Source organism: Alteromonas sp. ASW11-130 (assembly GCF_026183735.1).
Lineage (GTDB): Bacteria > Pseudomonadota > Gammaproteobacteria > Enterobacterales > Alteromonadaceae > Alteromonas.
On record NZ_JAPFRE010000036.1, the window covers coordinates 51,532 to 77,633 of the forward strand.

The following is a 26,102-nucleotide window of genomic DNA, read 5'->3' on the forward strand; positions in this document are numbered from 1 at the left end:
CAGGATGAATAAACGTATGCCTAATTACGGCGCTGTCAGCCTTGTTTGCTGTTTTTTTCTTCTTACCTTCGGTTGCCAAAAGCAGGTACAAAAGCCTGAATTAATCAGAACCGTAGTTACCGCGCCGGTAGAGCCCTTTGATGGAACCTATCAGCACGTCTTATCTGGCGTTACGCAAGCAGCAGAAACCAGTCAATTGAGTTTCGAAATTCCGGGAGTAATTGACAGCGTTAAAGTAAATTTAGGAGACCGCTTCCAAAAAGGAGATGTCTTAGCCACGATTGAACCTAAAGTATTTCAGCTTGCCGTGAAACAACGCAAGGGTCAGTTATCCGAAGTACAGGCGCGCTTAAAAGAGGCACAGACGGATCTTAGCCGAAAGACACAATTAAAATCGTCTGGTTCGGTCTCGCAAGCCACGTTAGATGTGGCAAAAACTCAGGTTAACTCGTTAAAGGATCAGGTGGAAATTGCCAAGGCACAACTGGAGCTGGCTCAAGAAGATTTAGCCGACACGCAATTAATCGCCCCTTACGCGGGAAAAATTGCCGAACGCCATATCGAGCCGTCTCAACGGGTTACTCCATCCCAACCTATTTTCACGATACAGGGGGCGGAGGGTATAGAAGTGTCTGTTTTGGTACCCGAAAACCTGGTGAATCAATTACATACTGGCGACACCACCCGCGTTAAAGTTTTCGCGGCGACAGAGAGTGATATCACCGGCACCATATTTGAGATAGGTAGTCAGGCACAAAGCGCAAATGCATTCCCTGTGACGGTCAGGTTAAATAGCCAGAATGATGCGTTACAACCCGGTATGAGCGCCGAAGTTACTTTTTCTTACGGTGATGACACCACGCCTGAAAACGCTTTCCTTATTCCCTTAACAGCTTTAGGTGCGGGAGATAAAGATACCCACTTTGTTTGGACCGTTCAAAACAGTAATGATCAGCAAATTGTAAAGCGTAAGCACGTCACCTTACTTGAGTTAAACAAGTCGACAGCGCTTGTCCAGGGTGACCTTCGAGCGGGCCTTGAAGTGGTAAGAGCAGGAGTGGAATTTTTAAAAGAAAACCAAAGGGTTAACGTCGACTCTGGCAAACCACGTTTATTTAACGAATAAGGAACTAAGCGATGAAATCATTATCAGAGCTTAGCCTGACTCACAATCGATTAATGCTGGCAGTGGTTGTATCCATGATGTTTTTCGGCTTATTCAGTTACTTTAATTTACCCGCCCAGGAAGACCCCAGTGTCACTATCCGCGAAGCCGTGGTAACGACGCAATATCCAGGTTTGCCAGCCGATAAAGTCGAACTATTGATCACCAAAACCCTAGAGGAAGCGGCTCGAAAATTACCGGAAGTGAAAGAAATAAGGTCCGTTTCCATGACCGGGCAATCTATATTGCATGTACAGATTCAGGACAGGTTTTTTGAGTTGGAACAAATTTGGGATGACTTAAGGGACGAATTAGAACAAGTTAGAAATCAACTTCCTGAAGGAACCTCCACGCCGCTGGTGAATGATAATTTTGGCGACGTTGCCGTATTAACCGTAGCGCTGATGGCAGACCAAAGTTATCCACTTGGTGAACGGTTTGACATCGCTCAACATATTCGTGACACCTTATTTAAGGTAGAAGGCGTTAAACGCATCGATTTACTCGGCGTCATTCCCGAACAGATCACCATCGAATTCAATGGTGGCAAGCTGGCGCAAATGGGGTTATCGCCAGCACAAATAGTCGATAACCTACAACAGCAAAATATCATCCAGCCAGGAGGCACGGTAGATGCCAATGGCACGAATTTTACCATTCAGCCTTCTGGATATTTTGAGTCGGTAGATGCTGTAGCCGACGCGCTGGTAGCGGTGCCAGGTCAGGAAGAAACCGTCCCGCTAAAAGATATTGCCACTATTAGTCGAAAATTAGTTGACCCTCCCAGTCGTACCGCATTCTACAAAGGCGAACGTGCGATCATTTTTGCGATAGCGAAAAACGATAATACCGATGTGCTTAAGTTTACGCCCGCCATGGAACAAACTATGGCAGAACTTAACGATACCTTGCCCGCCGGCATTGCCCTTGAAACGGTGACACGACAGGCAGATGTGGTTGAGCAAGCCGTAAACGGAGTAAGTATTAACGTACTGGAAACCCTGGCTATTGTCTGTACTGTCGTTATTTTGTTTTTAGGCGTGCGTGCTGGACTAATTGTGGGGGCGATAGTACCTGGCGTGATTTTACTCACCATTGCGGTAATGGCGCTTACCGGTATGGCATTAGAAAGAATGTCACTGGCAACCCTGATTATTTCGCTGGGTATTTTGGTTGATAATGGTATTGTTGTGGCGGAAGACTTCAAACGTCGTTTAGAATTGGGTGAAACCCGTGATCAAGCCATGCACGATTGTAGTCGTGAACTGGCGTTCCCTCTTCTCACCTCTTCGCTGACAACGATTTTGGTTTTCTTGCCACTTATGCTGGCACAAAGTCCATCAGGAGAATACACCCGCTCGGTTTCACTGATCATCCTTATCTCGTTAATAATTTCATGGATACTTTCCCAAACAATCACGCCGTTTCTTTGTTACCACTTTATCCCTGACACGGTGAAAAACGATGAACAAACAGAACGATTTAATTTTAGCCGCATGTTTAATCGCTTGAACCCTTTTTACGAATCGTTTTTACGCAAGGTATTACATATTCGTGGCGTATTTATGTTTGGGATGATGGGCCTTTTCGCGTTAGGTGTGTTTGCAATGACACAGGTTCCAACGAAATTTTTTCCTGATTCTGACCGCTCGCAAATTCTTATTTATCTGGACATGCCTGCTGGCAGTTCAATACGCGACACTGAAGCCGCGATGCAAAGGATTTTTAAACGGCTTGATGATAAAGACCAGTTTCCTCACATAAAAAAGCATGTTGGCTATGGAGGCTTCGGAGGGCCGCGTTTTGTGTTGTCGCTAACCCCTGTTGATCCTGAACCATCGAAAGGTTTTTTAATGATTGATGTAGGGGATCGAGAACATACAGACCCTACCATTGATGAATTACGCAGAATGTTTGCGGATGATTTTCCGAGAATATTTGCTCGCGTATCGAAAATGTTTTTAGGCCCATCAGATTCCAGCAAAATCGATATCCAAGTTAAAGGTCCTGATAAAGATTTGTTATTTGCAACCGCTCAAAAAATTGAGGCGATGCTCGCAAGCCAGCCAGGGTCTTATGACATCAAAAACGACTGGGAAAACCGGGTTACCCAAATCAAGTTGGATATTAACCAACAAAAAGCCAGACGGGCGGGCGTCAGCTCAAGTGATATAGCGCAAACATTAAACACCTATTTCTCAGGGAGGATGATAACGCAATATCTGGAAGGGGATGACATATTGCCCATTGTGGTACAGGCCGCTGATGATGAACGCTATAATTTGTCGCGGATAAAGAGTGTCAATGTTTACTCACAGTCACGCAAAGTGAGTGTACCGCTAACGCAGGTAGCCGATATTCGCTTTGAAACAGGTTTTGCACGTATAGCGCGGGAGAATTTATTTCGCACCATCACGGTGGAAGCAAAAAGTCATGTCCATAATGCCGAAGAGCTAAAACCAATTTTGTCTGACCAAATCAATGAATTACGTGCCAGTTTGCCGTATGGCTATGAAATTGAATATGACGGCGTAATTGAAGAATCGATTAATTCCCAGGAATCACTCAATAAATATTTGCCGCTTTGTTTAGGGCTTATCGTTTTGTTGTTAATCGCCCAATTTCGTTCATATAGAAAAACCTTGATCATTGTACTCACCATTCCACTCATTATTATTGGCGCGGCACTTGGGTTACTGGTGATGCAAGCCGACTTAGGTTTTATGGTGATTTTAGGCTTATACGCGCTGGCTGGAATTATCGTTAACAATGGTATTGTGTTGATCGAACGGATTGATACGGAAAGAAACGAATTTCTCTTGGCCGAAAATAAGAAAATTCCCGAGTCGGAATCCATCGTATCGGCGAGCGTTAGACGGTTACGACCCATTCTTATGTCGGCCTTCACAACAATATTAGGGCTTGTCCCCCTCATGCTAAGCGGTGACGTACTGTTTTATGGAATGGCGGCAGCCATAGCGTTTGGATTAGCGATAGGAACACTACTCACTTTGGGTGTGGTACCTGTAATGTATTCGTTATTGTTCAGATTGACTCCAAAAGACGAGGGTAAATGCCGCTACTCAGAATAGGGACGTAAATTTTAAATTGCTTTGTCTCTTGGCATTTAGTCAGCGACAAAGGCTATTGCGAATCTATACGTAAACTAACGAGACCTTAACGTCTTTGGTCAGTTAAGCAATGACGTGATGGCAGCCCTTTGATAACGCATACCATACACACTGGAACTGCAAAATGCTGCTAAATAAAATTATGCTCATCTTTCCCCCCTCTCCACTATGGATGGGGAACTTCCACTAACGTGTGGGACACTCGTGAATGACTTTAGATAATCCGTCGCCAATGCCTTAGCATCTTCATATCACCCTGCGCACTTCGTGCCATATAGCCACCCGGTAGTACCAGAGGTATTTCCGGCTAAATAGGTTTGTTTCGGAATGGACAGGTTACAAACCGGATCCATCGTTCTTTTTATATTGAACAGTTTATATATCAAAGTAGATCCTATTTGTGTTATTTTACTACTTTAGTCTAGTGCGCCCACCCTATTGACGGCCATTAAAATATAGCGTTTAGTCGCAAGTTATAGACGATAAGCTTAACCTTCTAACGAATATGCTTGCATCAGTTTCACACATTCTTAATGGTAAGAATACATGTCGACCTCACCCTTTTTAGTTACCGACAAATTTAACGATAATGCTGTTGATGCTTTAATGCGTACTCACGACTGGAGTACTTCGCCATTAGGGCATCCGGACACTTGGCCACAAGTTTTACGCACTGTAACCAGTCTAATACTAAATTCAAAGTTTCCGATGTTTTTAGCGTGGGGACCGCAGTTGGCGCTATTGTACAATGACGCTTATGTAAACCTTTTGGCCAATAAGCACCCTGCGTCATTGGGCCGTCCGTTTCACGAGGTTTGGGCAGATATATGGGAGGATATTACTCCCATTGTCGAACAGGCTATGGCAGGGCAGTCTACCTATCATAAAGATATGCCGTTAACGATGACACGCAAGGGCTACGAAGAGTCGACATGGTTTACGTTTTCCTATTCTCCAATCTATGATGAGATCGGTAACGTCGGTGGTATGTATTGCGCGTGCACCGAAACCACCCAAGAAGTGTTGGCCACGCGTCGGCGCAAAAACGAAAATGAACATCTTCTCCAATTGTTTCAGCAAGCACCAGGTATCATGGCGGTGCTACGCGATAAAGAACACGTTTTTGAATTAGCTAACGAGGCTTACCAGAAGCTGGTAGGTAATCGGGAGTTAGTGGGAAAGACAGTACGAGAAGCGTTGCCCGAAGTCGAAGGGCAAGGTTTCCTGGAGTTGCTTGATTCGGTTTATCAATCAGGGGAACCCTATGTCGGCCGTGGAATTTCGGTAAAACTGCGTCAGCCAGATAGCGACACACTGGAACAGTTTTATGTTGACTTTGTTTACCAGCCAATACGCGATACAAATGGCGAGGTATCGGGTATATTTATTGAAGGCAGTGACGTAACCGAAGCAGTTAAGGCTACGCAAGCTTTGCGCGAAAGCGAAAAACACCTTCGGCAATTAGCCAACACTATTCCCCATCTTGCCTGGCTCGCGAAACCCGATGGGCAGATTACCTGGTTTAACGATCGTTGGTATGAATATACGGGTACCGAGTTAGAGCAAGTCAGTGGGTGGAAATGGCAAGAACTTCACGACCCTAAACATTTGCCAATGGTGCTGTCAAACTATAAGCGCTCTCTTCAGTCTGGCGAGCCATTTGAGATGACGTTCCCGTTGCGCTCAGCTACGGGTGAGTATCGAAGTTTCTTTACCCGCGCCACCCCGCTACGAGACGATGCCGGTAATATATTGCAATGGCTCGGCACCAATACTGATATCCATGAAATAGAGATGGTGCAAGAAGAGCTCAAAAGAGCCAATCGTCGTAAAGATGAATTTCTCGCCATGCTTGCGCATGAGCTACGCAACCCGCTGGCCCCCATCAGCACTGCGGCAGAATTACTTATACAAGACTCGACCAAACCCTCTCTTGTCAAACACGCCAGCGATATTATCTCACGTCAGGTGGGACATATGACGGGATTGGTTGATGACCTTCTTGACGTATCCCGCGTAACTCGCGGCTTAGTTTCCTTACATATGGAGTCGGTGGATATCGCAAACGTCATCGATGATGCAGTTGAGCAGGTCAGAACGATGATCGAGCAAAAACAGCAACGTCTAACGGTATTGACGGGCAATAATCAATGCATGGTGGAAGGCGACCGTACCCGCCTGACCCAGGTGATCGCGAATATTCTTAATAACGCAAGTCGCTACACACCTATGGAAGGACACATCCAATTGCACCTTGCTATGGATGCCAAAGATATTGAAATCACCATAAAAGATGATGGTATCGGTATTGACGCTCAGCTGATGCCGCATATCTTCGACTATTTTACCCAAGCAGAGCGATCACCCGACAGGGCACAAGGAGGCTTGGGCTTAGGTTTGGCATTAGTGAAAAGTTTGGTCAAGCTACACCACGGTAGCGTTACCGCAAAAAGTGATGGCCTGGGTAGAGGAAGTTTATTCACGGTGCGGCTACCGCGCGCTTCGACCGCCCAAAAAACAGATGTGAAGACAACGAAACAGCAGTCAACCGACCACTTACTGGATATTTTAATTGTCGATGACAATGCAGATGCGGCGCAGATGCTAGCCATGTTATTAGATTTGCAGGGACATCGCCTACGTGTTGAATATAGAGGCTTGAAGGCACTAAAACAACTCGAAGACGTGATGCCGCAAGTGATGGTAATTGACATCGGTATGCCCGAAATGGATGGTTATGAATTGGCACAACGTATCCGCGCCTTACCCGAAGCTGCTGAGGTAACACTGATTGCGCTCACCGGCTACGGACAATGCGAAGACATTAAGCGCTCAAAATTGGCCGGATTTGATTATCATCTGGTTAAACCCGTAGATATACAAGAATTGTCAGCAATACTTAGTAGTATTACCGGTAGTTAGGGATTAAACCTTTTGAGTGAAAGTGTAAGTAGAATTTGCCATGTATCGCTAATACCTACTTGCACTGCTTCTTCGTCACGCAATATTGCATGATTGACGTATTCACTGCTGGTTTAAATAAGCTTTAATACGATGATAAATGTGGTTATTCAGAATACTTCGTTTCATTTTCGATACTGGTATTTTGCTGCGCATTCAACCACTTGGACAAATTACTGAGAACGTGAAGACTTACCGTTTCGTCGATCCTTGCGTACTCATCAGGCATACCCGTTTTAGCTGGTTGCAGTAAGTGATTAACCCCTTGTATTTGCTTAAACGTTACCTGCGGATTGTTGGCTCTTTCAAACGCAATTTTTAATCCTTGAAGGTTGCGAGCTGCATCAACCTGTTTATCCAAACTGCCATGTAGGACTAAAACGGGAACACTGATATGCGTTACTATTGCATGAGGATCATAACTTAAGAATGACCGTCCCCAACGCGAGGATAAATACCGAGCGTTTAACACCGCCTGTTCTTTGCCTACGTCCTTTTCAATTAAATAGCGTTCAATCTTTTCTGCCTTCCGCCCTTGTTCAGCCATTTTTACCGCATCTGCCAGGGCCTTATGCACCTTGTTGCGCATCGCATGGGGAAGGTATTCTACCGCAGCAAATTGCTGATCCAGCCAAAGCTGTTTACCCGTTACTCCCACACCTGCCAGCATGATTAAAAACGCAGCAGGTGGTAGTTTCGCCCGCTGCACCTGCTGCGCGATATACATGGCCCCCGTCATAGCACCTTCACTATGCCCAGCCAACCCGATTGCCGATTCTGCGATATCACTTCTCGATACGAGATAATGCATCCCCGCCGCTATGTCAGTTGTAAACTCTTCAAGTGTGGTATCGCCATACACACCTTGGGACTGGCCTACCCCTCGGTCATCTACCCGCAACACGGCGTAACCCTGCTTCGTCAAATGATCGGCTATGACCATAAAAGGTTTATGGCCAAACAAGGTTTCATCACGATCTTGTGGACCTGACCCACTGATCAACAATACTGCCGGGTAGACGCCCTTCCCTTTTGGCCTGGTTAAAGTCCCTGCTAGCCTGAACGATTCGGTGGGATGGTCAAATATCACCTCTTCTACCAAATAAGGAAAAGGGGCTACAGGTTCTTGTGGTCTTCGTTGACTGATTGTGTACTCATGAAGTTGGTTATCATTTAAACGGGACATTTCTAAATTAAATTCCCGTCCCATTTGCGAGAATGTGCCTTTCAGTGACGTTTGCTCCAGTGTGCCATCGAAGGTTGCACCTATCGCAGCCATATCAAGAAAAATTGTATTTCCTTTAATTTCTACCCGCGAAACGGGAATTCCATATGCTCGCTGCTGCGGACTATCGATAGATGCGGAAGGAGTATCACTGAGTGTATTGAGATGAAAAACCAAAGGTAAGGTTAATTGTTTGTTTATATAAAGTTCACCTTGCCATTTCCCGTTAAATGTCTCACTTGCTAACACCCCGTTACACATAAATAAAAAAATTGTAAGCACTCTAAACATCGTTTCATTCCTATTTTTGAATTAACGTGCCTATGCAGGGACGCGCACAGCGCAAAAAACAACCAGTCACGCAAAAAGGTTTACGCATGAAAGTATAGTTCAGACTTGTCCCTCCCTGGAAAAAAGTGAGATTTTATCTACAGTTAAGGTTTGCGTTTTATCGTCAAAAAGCGGATAGTTTATTTTTCAATCTACTGATTCGCACTCAATACTTCGAAACCGTGCAACCTTGGTGTATGATGCGCGCCGTTTCGATGGAATGACCGCATAAACCTGTGGTTCAGATAGGGTGAGTTTAACCAGAGAGTCGGGTTATGCGATTATCCTGTCAGCTAAATTTAACTAACAAAAGTGAATGACATTATGCCTGGAAATTCATTTTTAGGGGTGTTTGCTAAATCTCCCCTTAAGCCGCTCGAAGACCACATTAATGTGGTACATGATTGTAGCCAGCAATTGTTACCGTTTTTTGAAGCCGTTTTTAAAGAAGACTGGCAAGAAGCTGAGAGGCTACAGAAGTCCATCTCTCAGTTAGAAAAAAAAGCAGACGTGATCAAACGTGAACTGCGCACTAGCTTGCCAAGTGGCATCTTCATGCCAATTCAACGGCAGGATTTACTGGACTTACTTACCCAACAGGACAAGATTGCCAATAAAGCGAAAGATATATCTGGGCGAGTAATCGGGCGCGAACTCCCCATTCCTTCGCAGCTTCAGGAAGACTTTATGACGTATCTAGTCCGCTGCCTCGATGCCACGGGCCAAGCGCAGAAAGTCATAAACGAACTTGATGATCTTTTAGAAACGGGTTTTAAAGGCCGTGAAGTGCGTCTGGTAGAAGACATGATCGAGCATCTTGATCGGATCGAAGATGAAACTGACGGTATGCAGGTAGCCATTCGACGTAAGCTTCGTGCAATTGAAGCTGAACTAAATCCTGTCGATGTGGTTTTCCTGTACAGCATAATTGAATGGGTGGGTGGCCTGGCCGACACCTCAGAGCGCGTTGGTTCGCGTCTCGAATTAATGTTAGCGAATTAAAGAGTAATAGCTGATGGATATATTAACGAGTTACGGCACGATACTAATAATAATAGCTGCCGGTGTAGGCTTTTTGATGGCGTGGGGTATTGGCGCGAATGACGTTGCCAATGCTATGGGAACCTCAGTAGGTTCAAAAGCACTGACCATTAAACAAGCTATTTTAATTGCAATGGTTTTTGAGTTTGCCGGTGCTTACCTAGCGGGCGGTGAGGTGACTTCAACCATCCGTAAAGGCATTATTGATTCTGGTTACTTTGTTGACACGCCTGAGCTGCTGGTGTTTGGCATGATTTCTGCCCTATTGGCAGCGGGTATCTGGCTGGCCGCGGCGTCTTATTTGGGTTGGCCAGTTTCTACTACCCACTCCATCATCGGTGCGATAGTGGGCTTCGCTGCTGTGGGCGTTAGTGTTGACGCGGTATCCTGGGGTAAAGTAGGTGGTATAGTAGGAAGCTGGATTGTTACCCCTGCTATATCTGGTTTTATTGCCTACCTCATATTCCAAAGTGCGCAGAAACTTATCTTCGATACCGACAGACCTTTTGAAAATGCTAAGAAATATGTTCCTTTCTATATGGCATTTGCCGGTTTCGTTATGGCATTGGTCACCATTAAAAAGGGCTTGAAGCATGTAGGCTTAGATTTGCCTGTTAATCAAGGCTACTTAGTATCTATCGCTATCGCGGTCTTAATTGGTGTCATTGGCTATTTTGCTATCAGACGCATTAAATTTGAAGTAAACGCTGATAAAGGTACGCAATTCGCCAATGTTGAAAAAGTGTTTGCTGTATTAATGGTAGTAACAGCGTGCTGTATGGCGTTTGCTCATGGTTCAAACGATGTTGCTAATGCTATTGGCCCCTTAGCTGCAGTAGTGAGCATAGTCTCTAGTGGCGGTGAAATTGGCGCTAAGGCAGCACTGGTTTGGTGGATATTGCCGTTAGGTGGCTTAGGCATTGTAGCGGGGCTGGCCTTGTTTGGTCACCGCGTTATTAGAACTATCGGTAAAGGTATAACCCACTTAACCCCTAGCCGTGGTTTTGCTGCAGAGCTTGCAGCAGCCAGCACGGTGGTAATAGCCTCGGGTACTGGTTTACCTATTTCCACTACACAAACGTTAGTAGGTGCTGTATTGGGTGTAGGTATGGCGCGCGGCATTGCAGCCCTTAATTTAGGCGTGGTACGCAATATAGTCGTATCGTGGGTGATAACCCTTCCAGCTGGGGCGGGTCTTTCCATAATTTTCTTCTATAGCATTAAAGCTGCTTTCGGCGCTTAATTCACTGCCAGCAATTCAAGCTGACAAACGTGTCAGCTTGAATTTCCCTTCTTTGTAACCTGTACTACACTTCACTGTCATATTTGTCATAAAAGTGTCACATTCGACATCTATACTCCGCGCATCACTTAAAGTTACTGCAAATGAATTTGTGAGGACGTTATGAAAAAATTGATTACCACTGTTGCTATGATTGCAGCAACTTCTGCCATCAGTATGCAGGCTCAAGCCCAAAGTCGGGACTACATCAATATCGTAGGCTCGTCCACCGTGTATCCCTTCTCAACAGTAGTTGCAGAGCGTTTCGGTAAAGCAACTCAGTTTAAAACGCCTAAAGTAGAATCTACCGGTTCTGGTGGTGGTATCAAGCTTTTCTGTCAAGGCGTAGGGGTACAGTTTCCCGATATCACTAATGCTTCTCGTGCCATTAAATCAAGTGAAGTTGAAATGTGTAAAGAAAACGGGGTAACAGGCATCGTTGAAGTTTTAATTGGATATGACGGCATTGTTATAGGTAATTCATCCCGTGCCAAGCAATTGGATTTAAGCCGTAAAGATTTATTCTTGGCGTTGGCTAAAGAAGTGCCCGACCCTCAAGGTAGTGAAAAACTAGTAGAAAACCCATACAAAGTATGGAGCGACGTCAACCCCTCACTTCCTAACACTAAAATTGAAGTATTAGGTCCGCCTCCAACTTCTGGTACACGTGACGCTTTCGTTGAGCTTGTGATGGAAGAAGGATGTAAGGAAATTGACTGGATTGCAGACATTAAAAAGCAATCTAAAGCGGAAAGTGATAAAGCGAAATCTAAAAAGCTTAAGAACAAATTCAAAAGCATTTGCCACACCGTTCGTGAAGATGGTGCATTTGTTGAAGCAGGTGAGAATGACAATCTTATTGTTCAAAAACTAAATGCCAATCCTAATGCGCTTGGAATCTTCGGTTTCAGTTTCCTAGACCAGAATATTGACCAGATTCAAGGTTCGGCTATTGACGGACAAGATCCGACGTTCGAATCTATCGCAGATGGGTCTTACCCAGTTTCACGCCCACTTTACTTTTATGTTAAAAAGGCACATGTGGACATGATCCCTGGTATTCGTGAGTACTTAGCTGAATTTACCAGTAAAAAGGCAGCTGGCGAAGAAGGTTATTTAACAGAAAAAGGTATGATTCCGCTGAACTCTGTTAAACTAAACGCAGTTAGAGAGAAGGTCGAATCATTAACCACTCTGTAATTAGTTGAAGCGAGCTTACTTATAAAGCTACGCTTTCGATTGTGTGATAGTAAAAGCCAGTTTAAGCAAGCTGGCTTTTGCACGCTGAATGCGAAGAAACGCTGTCAAAAATGACGGCGTCTGTTTTTTAAAAATACTAGATATTTGAGGTACTATGGACTTTTCGCAGATATTTATGGTGATGGCTGCGACAATTGCCATGACATTTTTTCTGGGCCGATTTCGTGCGTTAAAGCTCGGACAGACGGTAGGCGGAAGAAAGTCACTTAATTCGTTGCCCACTTATTATGGTTCATTGATGGCCATGTGGTGTGGTATACCTTGTTTGATCTTGTTTGCACTATGGATGATGTTTGACGATGTCATCATCAGTCAGGCAATTATGCAGGAACTTCCACAAGCTGTACTGGAACTCCCCGCAAGTGAGCGTGGCCTGATATTTAACATGGTCAGTAATATCGCGGAAAATGGCGCTACGGCCGGTTCTGAGCCTTACATGATAAGTGCAGCCGACAGGTTGCAAAGTTTACGTGAAACAAGCCAATTAACACTTATCGCCTGTTTAGCGTCGATGTTTTTACTTATTCTTGCCACTGTATGGGCGAGAATGTCGGCGCAAACTCGCGCGCGTACTCATGTGGAAGGCGGCTTTAAATGGGTTTTGCTGATTTGCGCCTCTATCGCCATCTTCACCACCGCTGGTATTGTTTTCTCTGTTTTATTTGAGTCTATTCGGTTCTTTCAATCTGTACCTATTACAGAATTTTTATTTGGTTTGGAATGGAGTCCACAAATGGCTATTCGTTCCGACCAAGTAGGCGGAAGCGGTGCATTTGGTGCAGTGCCCTTGTTTGCTGGCACACTATTAATCTCGTTGATTGCCATGGTAATTGCGGTTCCTGCGGGTTTGATGGCAGCCATATACTTATCGGAATACGCTCGCCCTGCTGTCCGTAGCACGGTTAAGCCATTGCTCGAAGTTTTGGCGGGTATTCCTACCGTAGTATACGGATTTTTCGCCGCCTTAACTGTTGCTCCGTTTATTCGGGATACGGGTGGGCTTATCGGTTTAAGCGTGTCGTCTGAAAGTGCTCTAGCCGCGGGGTTGGTTATGGGGATAATGATTATACCATTTGTGTCCTCATTGTCCGATGACGTTATCAACGCAGTACCCCAGTCATTACGCGACGGTGCCTACGGATTAGGCGCAACCCGCTCTGAAACCATCAAGCAGGTTGTTATCCCAGCCGCACTGCCAGGTATTGTAGGGGGTATTTTGTTAGCAGTCTCGCGCGCCATAGGTGAAACCATGATAGTGGTAATGGCGGCGGGCCTCGCTGCTAATCTTACTGCTAACCCTTTAGAATCTGTCACCACCGTAACGGTACAAATTGTAACCTTGTTAGTCGGTGATCAGGAATTCAATAGTCCTAAAACATTGTCCGCGTTTGCATTGGGCTTAATGCTATTCACAATCACATTAGTGCTTAATTACATCGCACTACTGGTAGTGAAAAAGTATCGCGAACAGTACGAATAAGCGTAATGGGAAGAAATACAGTGACAAATTCGAATCAAGCTCTGTCAACGGCAGAGAAAGTGAATCAAAGTTTGCAAAAGCGCTATCGTGCTGAAAAACGCTTTAAAGCGTATGGGATTGGTGCGATTGCATTCGGTCTTTTGTGTCTGGTGGTATTGTTCACCGATATTATTTCAAAAGGCCACAGTGCATTTTTCCAAACCTATGTGAAGTTGGAAATTACCTTTGACCCTGTGGAAATGGGACTAGACGACCCTAGCGATACCAAACAGCTGGCCATGGCGGACTTTGATAGTATCATCAGAAACGCACTTAAAGAGCAGTTTCCTGAAGCGTCAGGCCGCCGGGATCGACGTGCATTATATGCGATTGTCAGTAACGGTGCTTCTTTCACGCTACGGGAACAGCTTAAAGATGACCCTGCACTACTTAACCAAACAGTGTCCGTCTGGATGCTGGCAGATGATGACATAGATACCTATGTTAAAAACCGTGAAGATGCTGACGGCGAGACCTTTGCAGGTCGCATCAGCGAAAAGCAGATGGGTTGGGTAAACACGCTGATTGAAAACAATCAAATTGAAAGTCGTTTCAATACCACGTTTTTCAGCTCGGGTGATTCCAGAGAGCCAGAGCAAGCGGGAATTTTAGGTGCACTAATGGGATCGTTACTTACGCTGTTTGTAACTATTTTACTCTCATTTCCTATAGGTGTAGCAGCCGCGGTTTACCTTGAGGAATACGCGCCGCAAAACAAATTTACCGACTTCATCGAAGTGAATATTAATAATTTGGCTGCCGTCCCTTCCATTATTTTTGGTCTATTAGGTTTAGCAATATTTATCGGCTTTTTTGAAATGCAGCGCTCCTTGCCACTAGTAGGTGGGTTAGTGTTAACACTCATGACATTACCGACAATTATTATTTCTAGCCGAGCGGCTATAAAGGCGGTTCCCCCCTCGGTGCGTGATGCCGCGCTTGGGTTAGGCGCGTCTAAGATGCAGATGGTGTTACACCATGTCATCCCGTTGGCAATGCCTGGAATGTTAACAGGTGCGATTATCGGGTTTGCTCAGGCATTAGGCGAAACCGCTCCACTTCTGATGATTGGTATGGTGGCCTTTGTGGTAGATATTCCCGGCGCCATCACCGACCCATCTACCGCATTACCAGTACAAATCTTTTTATGGTCAGATAGCCCTGAACGCGCGTTCGTGGAACGAACTTCAGCGGCCATTATGGTGCTATTGGCCGTGTTAATTTCAATGAATACCCTCGCCATTTGGCTCCGTCGACGTTTAGAGCGTCGCTGGTAAGCTAATAGGAGTAAAGATATGCAAGCAGTAAATACGCCCATTCAAAAGAATGAAAAATTGAACGCCAATACTAACGGTACTGACCAAAAGAAAACCAGCACTGATGAGATGAACAACAGTGCAGCTAAAGTAGGTAAGACAGTTGGAAAGCCGTTTGCTACAAATCCTAAAATGACCATGCGCAACGTGGATGTGTTTTATGGAGACAAGCAAGCTATCCATGATGTTAGCCTGGACATTGGCAAAAACGAAGTGGTGGCAATGATTGGGCCTTCAGGATGTGGTAAGTCCACGTTCTTACGATGCCTTAATCGCATGAATGACACCATTGAAATTTGTCAGGTGAAAGGTGAGATTAAACTTGAAGAGATGGATGTTTATCACCCCAAGCAGGATGTCGTGCCTCTGCGAGCTCGTGTAGGGATTGTCTTTCAGAAACCTAATCCGTTTCCAAAGTCTATCTATGATAACGTGGCCTATGGACCACGAATCCATGGTCTGGTAGAGCGCAAGACAGACTTAGATGAAATTGTCGAAAAAAGCTTACGTCGCGCAAGTTTATGGGAAGAGGTGAAAGATCGTTTACACGCTCCGGGGACTGGTCTTTCAGGGGGGCAGCAACAGCGTTTATGTATTGCCAGAACGATTGCCGTAAGCCCTGAAGTCATTCTGATGGACGAGCCCTGTTCTGCTCTCGACCCGATTGCCACGGCAAAAATAGAAGAGCTGATTACAGAATTAAGCGAAAAATTCACCATCGCTATCGTTACTCACTCCATGCAACAGGCCGCGCGAGTTTCACATCGAACCGCCTATTTCCATATGGGCAAGCTGGTTGAAGTAAACGATACTAAGAGAGTATTTACCAATCCTGAACATGAGCTTACAGAAGCTTACATTACAGGTAGATTCGGTTAATTGCGGAGGTAAGCAATGGATAAAAAAAGTATGGAAAGGCATATTTCTCATAAATTTGATGAAGATCTTGAGCAAATTAAAAATATGGTGCTTAAGATGGGTGGTGTAGTAGAACAACAAATCGTTGATGCGGTAAAAGCCGTAGAAACCGCCGATAGTGATTTGGCAGAAAAGGTCATTCGGGTCGAAGATGATGTCGACTTAAAAGAAGTGGAATTAGATGAAGCATGTACAAGCGTATTAGCCTGTCGCCAACCCGCCGCGTCCGATCTTCGTATGGTCCTGGCAATAACCAAAATGACACGAGATCTTGAGCGTATGGGCGATGAAGCCCAGAAGGTAGCAAAAATGGCTATCGCTATGCAGGATTCTGGTTCGAAAGGTTACGAAGAGGCTCGCCATATTGGTGCACTGGTACAGAAAATGGTAAACACGGTGTTAGATGCATTTGCACGTTTTGATGTAGATCAGGCCTTGGAAGTAGCGCGCACCGACAAAGAAGTGGATCGCGAATACAAATCTGCCATGCGTGAAATAGTCACGTATATGATGGAGGACCCCCGCTCCATCACACGTTCTATGAATATTTTGTGGACCCTACGCGCTATCGAACGTATTGGTGATCATGCACGAAATATTGCCGAGCATGTGATTTTCCTCGTAAAAGGAACGGATGTACGTCACACCAGTCTACAGGAAATCGAACGTCGTATTGGTAAGGCGTAGCCGATAAATTTACTATTTATTATAGGGAGCATTCTGCTCCCTTTTTTATAAGCATTTATCTCACTGGATACTCTTCTCACCCAGAATCATTTCCAAGCAGTTCGCTTCTTATTTTGCCCGCAAAACATTAAACCTTCAGCCTTTCCTAGCGGAATGACACTGATTAAATTATATTCAAAACAGACAGCGCGCGTTGCCCAGCGCTGTTCAAGTGGGCGGCCACGGTCAACACACTCAAATTAGAATCACCACTTAATTAGTTCAGGAGTATGCGAATGTAATTAACAACTTATAAATTAGGGAGATTAACTATGGCTAAGGCTAAAAAATCGACTAAAAAAGAGCGTAATCCAAGTCAATATTGTTCAATGCCGGAAGTACAAGGCAGAGATTTAAGTCATATCATCGATAGATATCGACTCAGGCTAATTGCCAAATTAGACCGAATGTGGGTAAACGGAACACAGTTAACCTACTATTTTTTCAAGCAGCCGGCTCAGTGGCGCGGAGGTAGCGAACAAGAACAAGCGGTAAGAGATGCCTTTTCAACCTGGAAAGATCTGGGGATTGGGCTCACATTTAGAGAAGTGGATGCCCCCGAGGAAGCCACCATTCGTATTGGGTTTGACCAATCGGATGGCTCCTGGTCGTATGTGGGACGAGATTGTATCGACTATGCAAATAATCCTGCCCAGCGAACCACTAATTACGGCTGGGATTTAACTACCAGTTACGGGAGGGATACGGCTTTACACGAAATTGGCCATGTATTGGGATTCCCACACGAACACCAGAATCCTAAGGCTGGCATAGTATGGGACGAAGAGAAGGTTTATGAGAGTCTTGGCGGTTATCCCAATTACTGGTCAAGAGAACAAACTCACTGGAATATAATCAGAAAAATTCCTGCCAATACGGTGGATGGGTCGGACTGGGACAAAGACTCGATTATGCATTATCAATTTGAAGCAGGATTAATAGTAAATCCGCCTGAGTATCAAAATGAGCCACTCATTCCTGCTTCAGGGCTATCGTCCGTTGACATTCAAACCATTCAAACGCTTTACCCTCCCCTGCCCCCCAGCACTCCCACGCTATTTGAGTACGAATCACAACGGTTCAGTATCGATCCTGGCGAACAAATAGACTTTATCATTAAGCCAACCCTCTCGCGTAAATATACCCTACAAACGTTTGGTCGCATGGACACAGTGATGGTGCTTTTTGAGTTAAGAGATGGGATTGAGGAATTTATAGATGGTGATGATGACAGTGGGTTCGACTTTAATTCAAAGATTAAAGCACATCTGCACAGAGGCCGAGAGTACATCGTCCGTACCAGACTTTATTTTTCTGGCTCCCAGGGAAGTGGGTCTATTATGTTATATTAGTTTCTGCCCCTGGTGTCACCAGTGTAGTAGAATAAAGGCCTCGTGATTTGACCTTATCCTGCATGGATCGACGGCTTCCTTTGTACGATCCATGTATTCTTTTATCGCCTCGTGCATGCTCAATGCGAAATAGTCTCAAAATAATGCGCTTTCTGGGCGCACAATTCCCAGAAGCTAACCACTATTTAACCGAACCCCACTAGGTTTGTACTATTTTTGAGCACTTAGATTCGGTTTCTCTTGCCAAGACCTAAACAACTCATCTATGGTAGATACGAAATTAATTTAGAATAATCAAAGGTGACCAAGCTGGAGTTAGCCAACGAATGATGCATTATTTTAGTTTAGCCAGCCTATTAATGATTCTCTGGTTATTGCTTTCAGGTCACTATAACCCGCTGATGATTGGTTTCGGCGTGGTTTCAGTGCTCATCACACTACTCTTATCACATCGTATGAGAGTTATTGATGAAGAAAGTCACCCTGTTCACCTAACGGGCGACCTGTTTAAATACTGGGCCGTATTAGTTTATAAAATATTTCAGGCCAATATTGATGTGGTATTGCGTATCATTGGCGTACGGCCTATTGAACCTCAGCTTATCCGAATACCTTTTCCTCAACAGGATGATCTGAGTAAGGTCATATACGCTAACTCCATTACCCTTACGCCAGGCTCTGCCAGCATCGAAATTTATCCCGATTCTGTGCTGGTGCACACTATCAGTAAAGAGGGTGCGCAGGCGTTAATTGAAGGAGAGCTGGCCGATATATTTCCCATTCAGCAAGATGAACACAACGGGAAACAATCATGAACGAGTTTCTCTATGTAATTAGTTTTTCTATCTTAGTAACCATGGCACTGGCATTGGCTAGGGCGTTAGCCGGACCTTCGGTGTTCGACCGGATTTTAGCAGTCAATATGTTCGGTACTAAGGCGGTATTACTCGTTGCTGTGGTTGCCTTTATCTCGGGGCGAGCCGATGTATTAGATATTGCGCTACTTTACTCGTTACTCAATTTTGTCGGCGTTGTAGCGGCTTTACGGTTAGTAGAAAGGGGTAAGTTTTATGCTTCTGTGCGCCCCAGGGTAGAAGTAAAACCAGGAGAAAAGCCATGATAGTAGATTGGATAAGTGGCGCATTTCTGGCTTTAGGTGCATTTCTTAGCATTATTGGCGGAATTGGCTTACATCGAATGCCCGACTTTTATTGCCGTTTGCATGCCGTTGGCGTCACTGACACCTTGTGTAGTTTCTTAATTTTGTGCGGTTTATCTTTTCAGGCTGGCCTGTCACTTGTCAGCGCCAAACTGTTTTTTATTTTTCTCTTTTTATTCTTTACCAGCCCCACGTCTTCGTTCTCTTTAGGCCACAACGCGTGGAAATGGGGCTTAAATCCTAAAGGGGTCAAAGAACATGCACCTACTGTTAAAATTAAGGTAACAGAATAATTATGTTGGCACTTACCGTAGATATCTTTCTGTTAGTTTTTTTAATTGCCAGTGCAGTAGGCATTTTGTTTACCCATCAGCTATTTGCGATGGCGATGCTTTTTGGCCTTTACAGTTTACTTGTCGCGAGTTTATTTATCTTACTTGATGCGCCCGATGTTGCCTTTACCGAAGCCGCAGTAGGAACCGGGATCGCTACGGTGCTAATGCTGGCAACGTTAGCCGCGACGAAAGAAAGCAAAGAAAAACCAAGAAAGAAATTATCGAAAAGTGCGCTGACGATTTCGATTTTTACGGGGGCATTGTTGCTTTATGGAACAACCGGTCTGCCTAAATTTGGCGATCCTGAAGCTCCCATACATACACAAATGGCAGATAGATTTATACAACAGGGGCAAGCCGAAACGGGCGTGCCTAACTTAGTAACGGCCGTACTAGCCAGCTATCGTGGTTTTGATACCTTGGGTGAAGTTACAGTGGTATTTACGGCTGGGGTAGGCGTACTGCTGCTTCTCAGACGCCGTTATAAACCGAAAATCAGGAGGAACGCAGATGCAGGATAACCTGATATTGCGGGTGATGGCGAAAGTACTTATCCCCGTTATTCTAATTTACGCTTTTTATGTACAGTTTCATGGCGACTTTAGTCCTGGCGGCGGCTTTCAGGCTGGCGTTATCTTCAGCACCGCTATTTTGCTATATGCGTTAGTATTCGGAATGGACAGGGCTGCGGATGTTATGACAGATAAGTTACTTATTGCTCTCTCTGCCGGTGGCCTACTTCTTTATGCTGGTACGGGAGTCGTTTCCATGCTGTTAGGTGGCGAATACTTGAATTACAGTGCATTGGCATCCAATCCACTAACAGGGCAGCACATAGGCATTATCGTTATTGAATTGGGAGTAGGTTTGACGGTGGCGTCAACTATGTTACTCATCTTTTTTAGTTTTGCACGTAGAGTGGTGAGCCGTTGATGAGTTTTATTGAAGGTCACTTGATTTACTGGTTACTCATCTGTCTTATGATGGTTGGCCTCTACACACTTATGAGTTGCAGCAATTTAATTAAGAAAATAGCGGGTCTAAACGTTTTCCAAACGGGTGCAATTTTATTTTATGTCAGTCTTGGCAAAGTAACGGGAGGCACGGTCCCAATTATTGCAGAAGGGTATGAAAGCTATTCTAATCCCCTTCCTCAAGTACTGATGCTGACAGCGATTGTGGTCGGTGTAGCAACTAGCGCACTCGGCTTCGCCCTTATCGTTAGGATACGGGAAGCATATAAATCGATAGAAGAAGATGAATTAGATAACATGGATCGCCTGGATGACTGAACATATCAGCGTACTATTAATTATTATTCCGCTGATTGCTGCACCCATTCTGGTTTTAAGCAATCACGCCAAACTAAGTTGGATCATAAGTTTACTTGTCACTATTGCATGTGCTTATTTGTCTTTTGAACTGCTAGCCGATGTACAACAAGGAAACGAAATTCATTATGCAATGGGGGGCTGGGCGCCGCCTTGGGGTATCGAATATATTATTGACCCCCTTAATGCGCTGGTAGCCTTTATTGTTTGTTTGATTGCATTAGCCACAATGGTATTTGCCCCTAAAAGTGTTGAACGAGAGATAGAAACGCATCAAATCCCGCTTTTTTACGCCGCGTTTTTATTATGCTTTTTAGGTCTTGTAGGCATGTGCTTAACAGGCGACATTTTCAATATGTTTGTTTTTTTGGAAATATCCTCGCTTGCCTCATATGCGCTTATTGGGTTAGGAAAAAATCGCCGGGCGCTAACAGCTTCCTTCCACTATTTAATTTTGGGAACGCTGGGCGCGACATTTTTCCTATTGGGCATAGGTATGCTGCTCGCTGCCACTGGCACACTGAATATGCAGGATTTAGCAAATTTACTTCCTGCAATTGAAAATCGCCCTTTATTACATACTGCGTTTGCGCTTATTGTGGTGGGTATGGCTTTGAAAGCCGCCATATTCCCGATGCACTTGTGGTTACCAAACGCCTATACCTATGCGCCCAGCACGGTTAGCATTTTCCTTTCTGCTACCTCAACAAAGGTAGCGCTATATGCGCTAATTCGTTGCCTTTATGACGTATTTTCATTTGAGTATATGCTCAATAGCTGGCTGCCTCAGTCACTGTTACTGATTGGAACAGTCGCTGTCATTTACGGCTCCTGGCTCGCTATTGGTCAGCGCGAAGTTAAAAAAATGCTGGCCTATTCCAGTGTCGCGCAAATTGGTTACATTGTTATTGGTATCGGTTTACTTAGCGATGCAGGTTTGCGCGCCAGCTTACTGCATATATTTAATCACGCATTAATGAAAGGCATGCTGTTTATGGTAGCGGGAATTTTAGTTTACCGCCTAAACAGTACAGATTATCGCTCTATTAGTGGTATGGGTAAACGTATGCCCATCACGTTCGGTGCACTGATAATTGGTGCTTTAAGTCTTATTGGTGTGCCAGGTACCGTCGGATTCATCAGTAAATGGAATTTGGCCCAGGCCGCACTGGCGCAACAGCAATGGTTAGTAGTTGTTGCTTTACTGGTGGGGTCGCTTATGGCAGTAATTTATTGCTGGAAATTAATCGAAGTACTCTACTTTCAGCCCGCAACGAAGTCACGAATAGGCAAAGTAGAACAAGGGGGCGACAGCGTTGCGAGGATGCCGGTTGGTATGATAATTGGGCTGTGGAGTCTGGCTGTTTTATGTATCTATTTTGGCTTTAATACTGACGTGACATTGCAAGGCGCACAAAAAGCGGTGGATGCATTGTTCGCTGCACAAGGAGTAACTCAATGACGGCTCAGGTATTGATGTTACTGACATTCATTATTCCCTTCTTCGGTGCGATTGTAATTTCACGACTGGATAAACATCCCAACGTACGGGAATTAGTCACTATTGCTACAGCAACAAGTTTATTTATTGTGGTTTTAAATCTTTATTTAAACTTTGAGAATTCTGACATTACCGCATGGACGCTTGCACAACCTGTCGAAGGTTTAAGTATAACATTTGCCATAAACCGACTAGGGCTAATGTTCGCCCTTATTGCCAGCAGCTTGTGGTTGGTAACCTCTATTTATGCCATAGGTTATATGCGCAGTCATCAGGAACAAAATCAGACCCGTTTTTATACCATGTTCGCCATTGCCATAGCGGCAGTGATGGCCATTGCCTTCTCAGATAACTTGTTTACGCTGTTCTTATTTTATGAAGCATTAACGCTTTCCACTTACCCATTGGTGACACACAAGGGAGACGAAAAATCCAGACGCAGTGGGCGGATTTATCTCGGTATATTAATGGGCACGTCAATTGGTCTTTTCTTGTTCGGCATGTTAATTGTTTGGCAAATCACCGGCACGCTCACGTTTACAGAAGGTGGCATTCTTCAAGGGCATATTTCCTCAGGGTGGGTGGCAGGGCTATACCTATTGTTTTTATTTGGTATAGGCAAAGCTGCGGTGATGCCAATTCATCGTTGGTTACCTGCCGCAATGGTTGCGCCTACCCCCGTAAGTGCGCTTCTACATGCTGTTGCGGTAGTAAAAGCAGGCGTATTTGCGTTGCTGAAAGTGACCTTATTTATTTTTGGTCCTGAACTTTTACAGGGCTCTTTCTGGTATCAATGGCTGATATTTTTCCCACTAATCACCATTTTAGTTGCGTCACTGGTGGCGTTAACCCGTGATAACTTAAAAGAACGTCTGGCCTATTCAACCATCAGCCAACTTAGCTATATCGTGCTAGGAATAATGATGGTGAATTCTGCTGGTATGTTTGGGGGAGCTTTACACATTGCCATGCATGCTTTCGCAAAAATAAGCTTATTTTTTGCTGCGGGCGCAATTTTAATAACCGCGCACAAGACTAAGATCAGTGAGCTTGCTGGTCTAGGTAGACAAATGCCATTCACATTTGGTGTATTCTTGATCGGCACCTTGAGCATAATCGGTCTACCTCCCTTAGCAGGCTTCTGGAGCAAATGGTATCTGATCATGGGCGGCATTGAGTTTACAGGCGCAGAGTTTATCCGTTGGTCCATCGTTATTACGTTACTCCTAAGCTCGCTGTTGAATATTTACTATTTAGGTATTATTCCTCTTAAAGGCTATTTTGGCACGTCACCGAAAACGCAACCCAGTGCAGGCATTAAGGAGGCCCCTCTCCCGTGCTTAGTAGGGTTAGCCATACCCGCTGCCCTATGTATATATCTATTTTTTCACCCCGAGCCGTTTTACAGCCTAGCCCAGATAGGGGCAGAAGCAGGGACTAGTGGAGTGCAAAATTAATGAATAAAGTCACACCAGCTAAGTCAGACGAGAAAGTCTACTTTTTTGACAAGCCTGAAAATGTGCGCTTAATATTGCGCATATTCTATTTTCTTTGTGTCGTATTGTTTCTTTTGGATTTCTTTGTGCATCGACACATTTATGTCTATTTCGAATCTATTCCTACCTTCTATGCGCTATATGGCTTCGTAGCTTGCGTCGTTTTGGTGCTGATTGCCAAACTGATGCGGAAAGTATTAATGCGTGATGAAAATTATTTTTCAGACGCTTCTCAACCTGATTCGACAGCGCCTCTTAATTCGGAGAGTGAACATTGATGTGGATGACAGAACTCCCGCCCTTTATTGCATTTTATTTGGCCGCATTATTGTTGCCACTACTGCCCGCAAAAACACGCTGGCTAGTATTGCTCGTGCCCGTTTTAAGCGGCATAAACCTCTATGTGAACAGTGAAAGTTTACAAGCTGTTCAAATAACCTTTATGGAATTTGAACTTGAGCTGATGCGCATTGACCGCCTAAGTTTGATGTTTGGTTATCTATTTCATATTGCAGCATTCATCGCCTTATTATTTTGCCTTCATGTCAAAGATCTACTGCAACAGACTTCTGGTTTGGTCTATGCCGGCAGTGCGTTAGGGGCATGTTTTGCGGGTGATTTAATTACCCTCTTTTTGTTTTGGGAGATGCTTGCGCTGACCTCAGTTTGGTTGATATGGGCCAGACGTACGCCTGAAGCATCCTCAGCCGGATTAAGGTATCTCATTTATCAAGTTTTGTCCGGTGTACTATTGCTAGCAGGCACCGCCCTTCATTATCATCAAACACAAAGTCTTGCATTCGACTATATCGGTTTAGATGGGCTGGCGTCCTGGTTGCTGTTTTTTGCATTTGGCATAAAATGCGCCTTCCCGTTTTTGCATACCTGGCTGACAGACGCCTATCCAGAAGCCACCCCAACGGGTACTGTGTTCCTATCGGCATTTACCACAAAAATGGCTGTATTTGCCCTGGCCCGCTGCTTCCCGGGGACCGAACTACTTGTGTACATTGGTGCAGCCATGACGTGCTTTCCAATCTTCTATGCAGTAATAGAAAACGACTTACGCCGGGTATTAGCTTACAGTTTAATTAACCAGCTCGGCTTTATGGTGTGCGGTATCGGTATTGGTACTGCGTTAGCCCTGAATGGCGCTGTTGCTCACGCGTTTAACGACGTTATCTTCAAAGGGCTGTTATTTATGACGATGGGTGCTGTACTTCATCGTGTAGGGCATGTAAACGGCTCAGATCTGGGCGGTCTATATAAGACCATGCCTAAAACAACTTGGTTTTGTATCATTGGTGCAGCTTCAATATCAGCATTTCCTCTTTTCAGTGGATTCGTTTCAAAAAGCATGGTTATGGCCGCTATGATCGAAGCTGGACACGAATACCTTTGGTTGATGCTACTATTTGCCTCGGCGGGCGTGTTTCACCATGCTGGGATCAAAATACCATTTTTTGCGTTTTTTGCTCACGATTCTGGATTGCGGCCTAAAGAAGCGCCAGCCAACATGCTGGCCGCCATGTTCATTGCGGCGGTTCTTTGTATCGTTATAGGCAGCTATCCCGACATATTGTATTCCCTGCTCCCGTGGGAGCATGATTATATGCCGTACGATATTACCCATACGCTCACTCAGTTGCAGTTGCTTTTCTTCTCGGCATTAGCGTTTGTGTGGTTAAATAAACAAGGATTATATCCACCTGAATTACGTTCTGTGAATCTGGACGTGGACTGGTTTTACCGCAAAGCGTTACCGTCAGTAAGCGTGGGGATTATGACTAAACTCAGTTCACTTAAAGCGCGTTCGGTTGAATTATCTTCAAGCTGGTATGCAAAACTACCCAACAACAAGTCGTCCAGCAGTTATTTAATTTCACAATTAACTAAACGCATGACCGCAGTGCTGGTGCTCTTGTTGTTTTTAGGTTTTTTAGCCAGGGCAGTCTAAAAAGTAAAAAAGGGGTCAGAGTCTGAGGTATCCCCACAAATAATTACGGTAAATCAGTGAGATAAAAAAGAAGGGAACATTCATGACGTTTGGTGAT

General features: G+C 44.7%; 22 protein-coding genes. 21 read left to right on the forward strand and 1 reads right to left on the reverse strand.

The features are described from left to right. Window positions 1-16 precede the first annotated feature (16 nt). The 3 genes from OPS28_RS13105 to OPS28_RS13115 all read left to right on the forward strand — a co-directional run bounded on the left by OPS28_RS13105 (window position 17) and on the right by OPS28_RS13115 (window position 7,218). On the forward strand, window positions 17-1,126 hold the full coding sequence (locus OPS28_RS13105; protein ID WP_265609917.1) for an efflux RND transporter periplasmic adaptor subunit: 1,110 nt from the start codon (window positions 17-19) through the stop codon (window positions 1,124-1,126). A gap of 11 nt (window positions 1,127-1,137) precedes the next feature. Then, window positions 1,138-4,257: an efflux RND transporter permease subunit gene (locus OPS28_RS13110; protein WP_265609918.1), complete on the forward strand. Its 3,120-nt coding sequence runs from the start codon at window positions 1,138-1,140 to the stop codon at window positions 4,255-4,257. A gap of 585 nt (window positions 4,258-4,842) precedes the next feature. Continuing rightward, complete coding sequence (locus tag OPS28_RS13115; RefSeq protein ID WP_265609919.1) at window positions 4,843-7,218, forward strand: hybrid sensor histidine kinase/response regulator; 2,376 nt, start codon at window positions 4,843-4,845, stop codon at window positions 7,216-7,218. 145 nt (window positions 7,219-7,363) lie between these two features. On the opposite strand, the gene OPS28_RS13120 is transcribed toward OPS28_RS13115, so the two are convergent. Further along, window positions 7,364-8,773: an alpha/beta hydrolase family protein gene (locus OPS28_RS13120; RefSeq protein WP_265609920.1), complete on the reverse strand. Its 1,410-nt coding sequence runs from the start codon at window positions 8,771-8,773 to the stop codon at window positions 7,364-7,366. Between the two features lie 363 nt (window positions 8,774-9,136). Here OPS28_RS13120 and OPS28_RS13125 point away from each other — a divergent pair, with 363 nt between their 5' ends. The 18 genes from OPS28_RS13125 to OPS28_RS13210 all read left to right on the forward strand — a co-directional run bounded on the left by OPS28_RS13125 (window position 9,137) and on the right by OPS28_RS13210 (window position 26,005). Beyond that, window positions 9,137-9,814: a TIGR00153 family protein gene (locus tag OPS28_RS13125; RefSeq protein WP_265609921.1), complete on the forward strand. Its 678-nt coding sequence runs from the start codon at window positions 9,137-9,139 to the stop codon at window positions 9,812-9,814. Window positions 9,815-9,827: 13 nt separating this feature from the next. After that, window positions 9,828-11,096: an inorganic phosphate transporter gene (locus tag OPS28_RS13130; RefSeq protein ID WP_265609922.1), complete on the forward strand. Its 1,269-nt coding sequence runs from the start codon at window positions 9,828-9,830 to the stop codon at window positions 11,094-11,096. Window positions 11,097-11,258: 162 nt separating this feature from the next. Beyond that, window positions 11,259-12,335: a PstS family phosphate ABC transporter substrate-binding protein gene (locus OPS28_RS13135; RefSeq protein WP_265609923.1), complete on the forward strand. Its 1,077-nt coding sequence runs from the start codon at window positions 11,259-11,261 to the stop codon at window positions 12,333-12,335. A 154-nt stretch (window positions 12,336-12,489) separates the two neighbouring features. Then, window positions 12,490-13,875 (forward strand): phosphate ABC transporter permease subunit PstC, encoded by a 1,386-nt coding sequence (pstC, locus tag OPS28_RS13140; RefSeq protein ID WP_265609924.1) that lies wholly within the window; start codon window positions 12,490-12,492, stop codon window positions 13,873-13,875. A gap of 5 nt (window positions 13,876-13,880) precedes the next feature. Continuing rightward, a complete protein-coding gene (gene pstA, locus OPS28_RS13145) occupies window positions 13,881-15,191 on the forward strand; it encodes a phosphate ABC transporter permease PstA (RefSeq protein ID WP_265609925.1) in 1,311 nt (436 codons plus the stop codon). A gap of 108 nt (window positions 15,192-15,299) precedes the next feature. Then, window positions 15,300-16,109 carry a phosphate ABC transporter ATP-binding protein PstB gene (pstB, locus tag OPS28_RS13150; RefSeq protein ID WP_269468694.1) on the forward strand — a complete coding sequence of 270 codons (810 nt, stop codon included), beginning with the start codon at window positions 15,300-15,302 and terminating at the stop codon, window positions 16,107-16,109. A 30-nt stretch (window positions 16,110-16,139) separates the two neighbouring features. Beyond that, entirely contained in the window at window positions 16,140-16,835 is a 696-nt protein-coding gene (gene phoU / locus OPS28_RS13155; RefSeq protein WP_265609940.1) for a phosphate signaling complex protein PhoU, read from the forward strand. Between the two features lie 311 nt (window positions 16,836-17,146). Next, entirely contained in the window at window positions 17,147-18,226 is a 1,080-nt protein-coding gene (locus tag OPS28_RS13160; RefSeq protein ID WP_265609926.1) for a matrixin family metalloprotease, read from the forward strand. Window positions 18,227-18,552: 326 nt separating this feature from the next. Beyond that, window positions 18,553-19,041: a Na+/H+ antiporter subunit E gene (locus OPS28_RS13165; protein ID WP_265609927.1), complete on the forward strand. Its 489-nt coding sequence runs from the start codon at window positions 18,553-18,555 to the stop codon at window positions 19,039-19,041. Further along, window positions 19,038-19,346 (forward strand): MrpF/PhaF family protein, encoded by a 309-nt coding sequence (locus OPS28_RS13170; protein ID WP_265609928.1) that lies wholly within the window; start codon window positions 19,038-19,040, stop codon window positions 19,344-19,346. The genes OPS28_RS13165 and OPS28_RS13170 overlap by 4 nt, the downstream gene beginning before the upstream one ends. After that, window positions 19,343-19,678: a monovalent cation/H(+) antiporter subunit G gene (gene mnhG / locus OPS28_RS13175; RefSeq protein ID WP_265609929.1), complete on the forward strand. Its 336-nt coding sequence runs from the start codon at window positions 19,343-19,345 to the stop codon at window positions 19,676-19,678. Before OPS28_RS13170 ends, mnhG begins: the two co-directional genes overlap by 4 nt. Before the next feature lie 2 nt (window positions 19,679-19,680). Next, the gene (locus OPS28_RS13180; protein ID WP_265609930.1) at window positions 19,681-20,241 is read left to right on the forward strand and encodes a DUF4040 domain-containing protein; all 561 of its coding nucleotides are present in this window, start codon (window positions 19,681-19,683) and stop codon (window positions 20,239-20,241) included. After that, the gene (locus tag OPS28_RS13185; RefSeq protein WP_265609931.1) at window positions 20,231-20,653 is read left to right on the forward strand and encodes a Na(+)/H(+) antiporter subunit B; all 423 of its coding nucleotides are present in this window, start codon (window positions 20,231-20,233) and stop codon (window positions 20,651-20,653) included. The genes OPS28_RS13180 and OPS28_RS13185 overlap by 11 nt, the downstream gene beginning before the upstream one ends. Next, complete coding sequence (locus tag OPS28_RS13190) at window positions 20,653-21,012, forward strand: cation:proton antiporter subunit C (protein WP_265609932.1); 360 nt, start codon at window positions 20,653-20,655, stop codon at window positions 21,010-21,012. The genes OPS28_RS13185 and OPS28_RS13190 overlap by 1 nt, the downstream gene beginning before the upstream one ends. Further along, window positions 21,005-22,513 (forward strand): monovalent cation/H+ antiporter subunit D family protein, encoded by a 1,509-nt coding sequence (locus OPS28_RS13195; protein ID WP_265609933.1) that lies wholly within the window; start codon window positions 21,005-21,007, stop codon window positions 22,511-22,513. Before OPS28_RS13190 ends, OPS28_RS13195 begins: the two co-directional genes overlap by 8 nt. Then, complete coding sequence (locus tag OPS28_RS13200) at window positions 22,510-24,009, forward strand: proton-conducting transporter transmembrane domain-containing protein (RefSeq protein ID WP_265609934.1); 1,500 nt, start codon at window positions 22,510-22,512, stop codon at window positions 24,007-24,009. Before OPS28_RS13195 ends, OPS28_RS13200 begins: the two co-directional genes overlap by 4 nt. Beyond that, window positions 24,009-24,326, forward strand: coding sequence for a hypothetical protein (locus OPS28_RS13205; RefSeq protein ID WP_265609935.1), 318 nt, complete (start codon window positions 24,009-24,011; stop codon window positions 24,324-24,326). The genes OPS28_RS13200 and OPS28_RS13205 overlap by 1 nt, the downstream gene beginning before the upstream one ends. Further along, window positions 24,326-26,005: a Na(+)/H(+) antiporter subunit D gene (locus OPS28_RS13210; RefSeq protein ID WP_265609936.1), complete on the forward strand. Its 1,680-nt coding sequence runs from the start codon at window positions 24,326-24,328 to the stop codon at window positions 26,003-26,005. Before OPS28_RS13205 ends, OPS28_RS13210 begins: the two co-directional genes overlap by 1 nt. Window positions 26,006-26,102 lie beyond the last annotated feature (97 nt).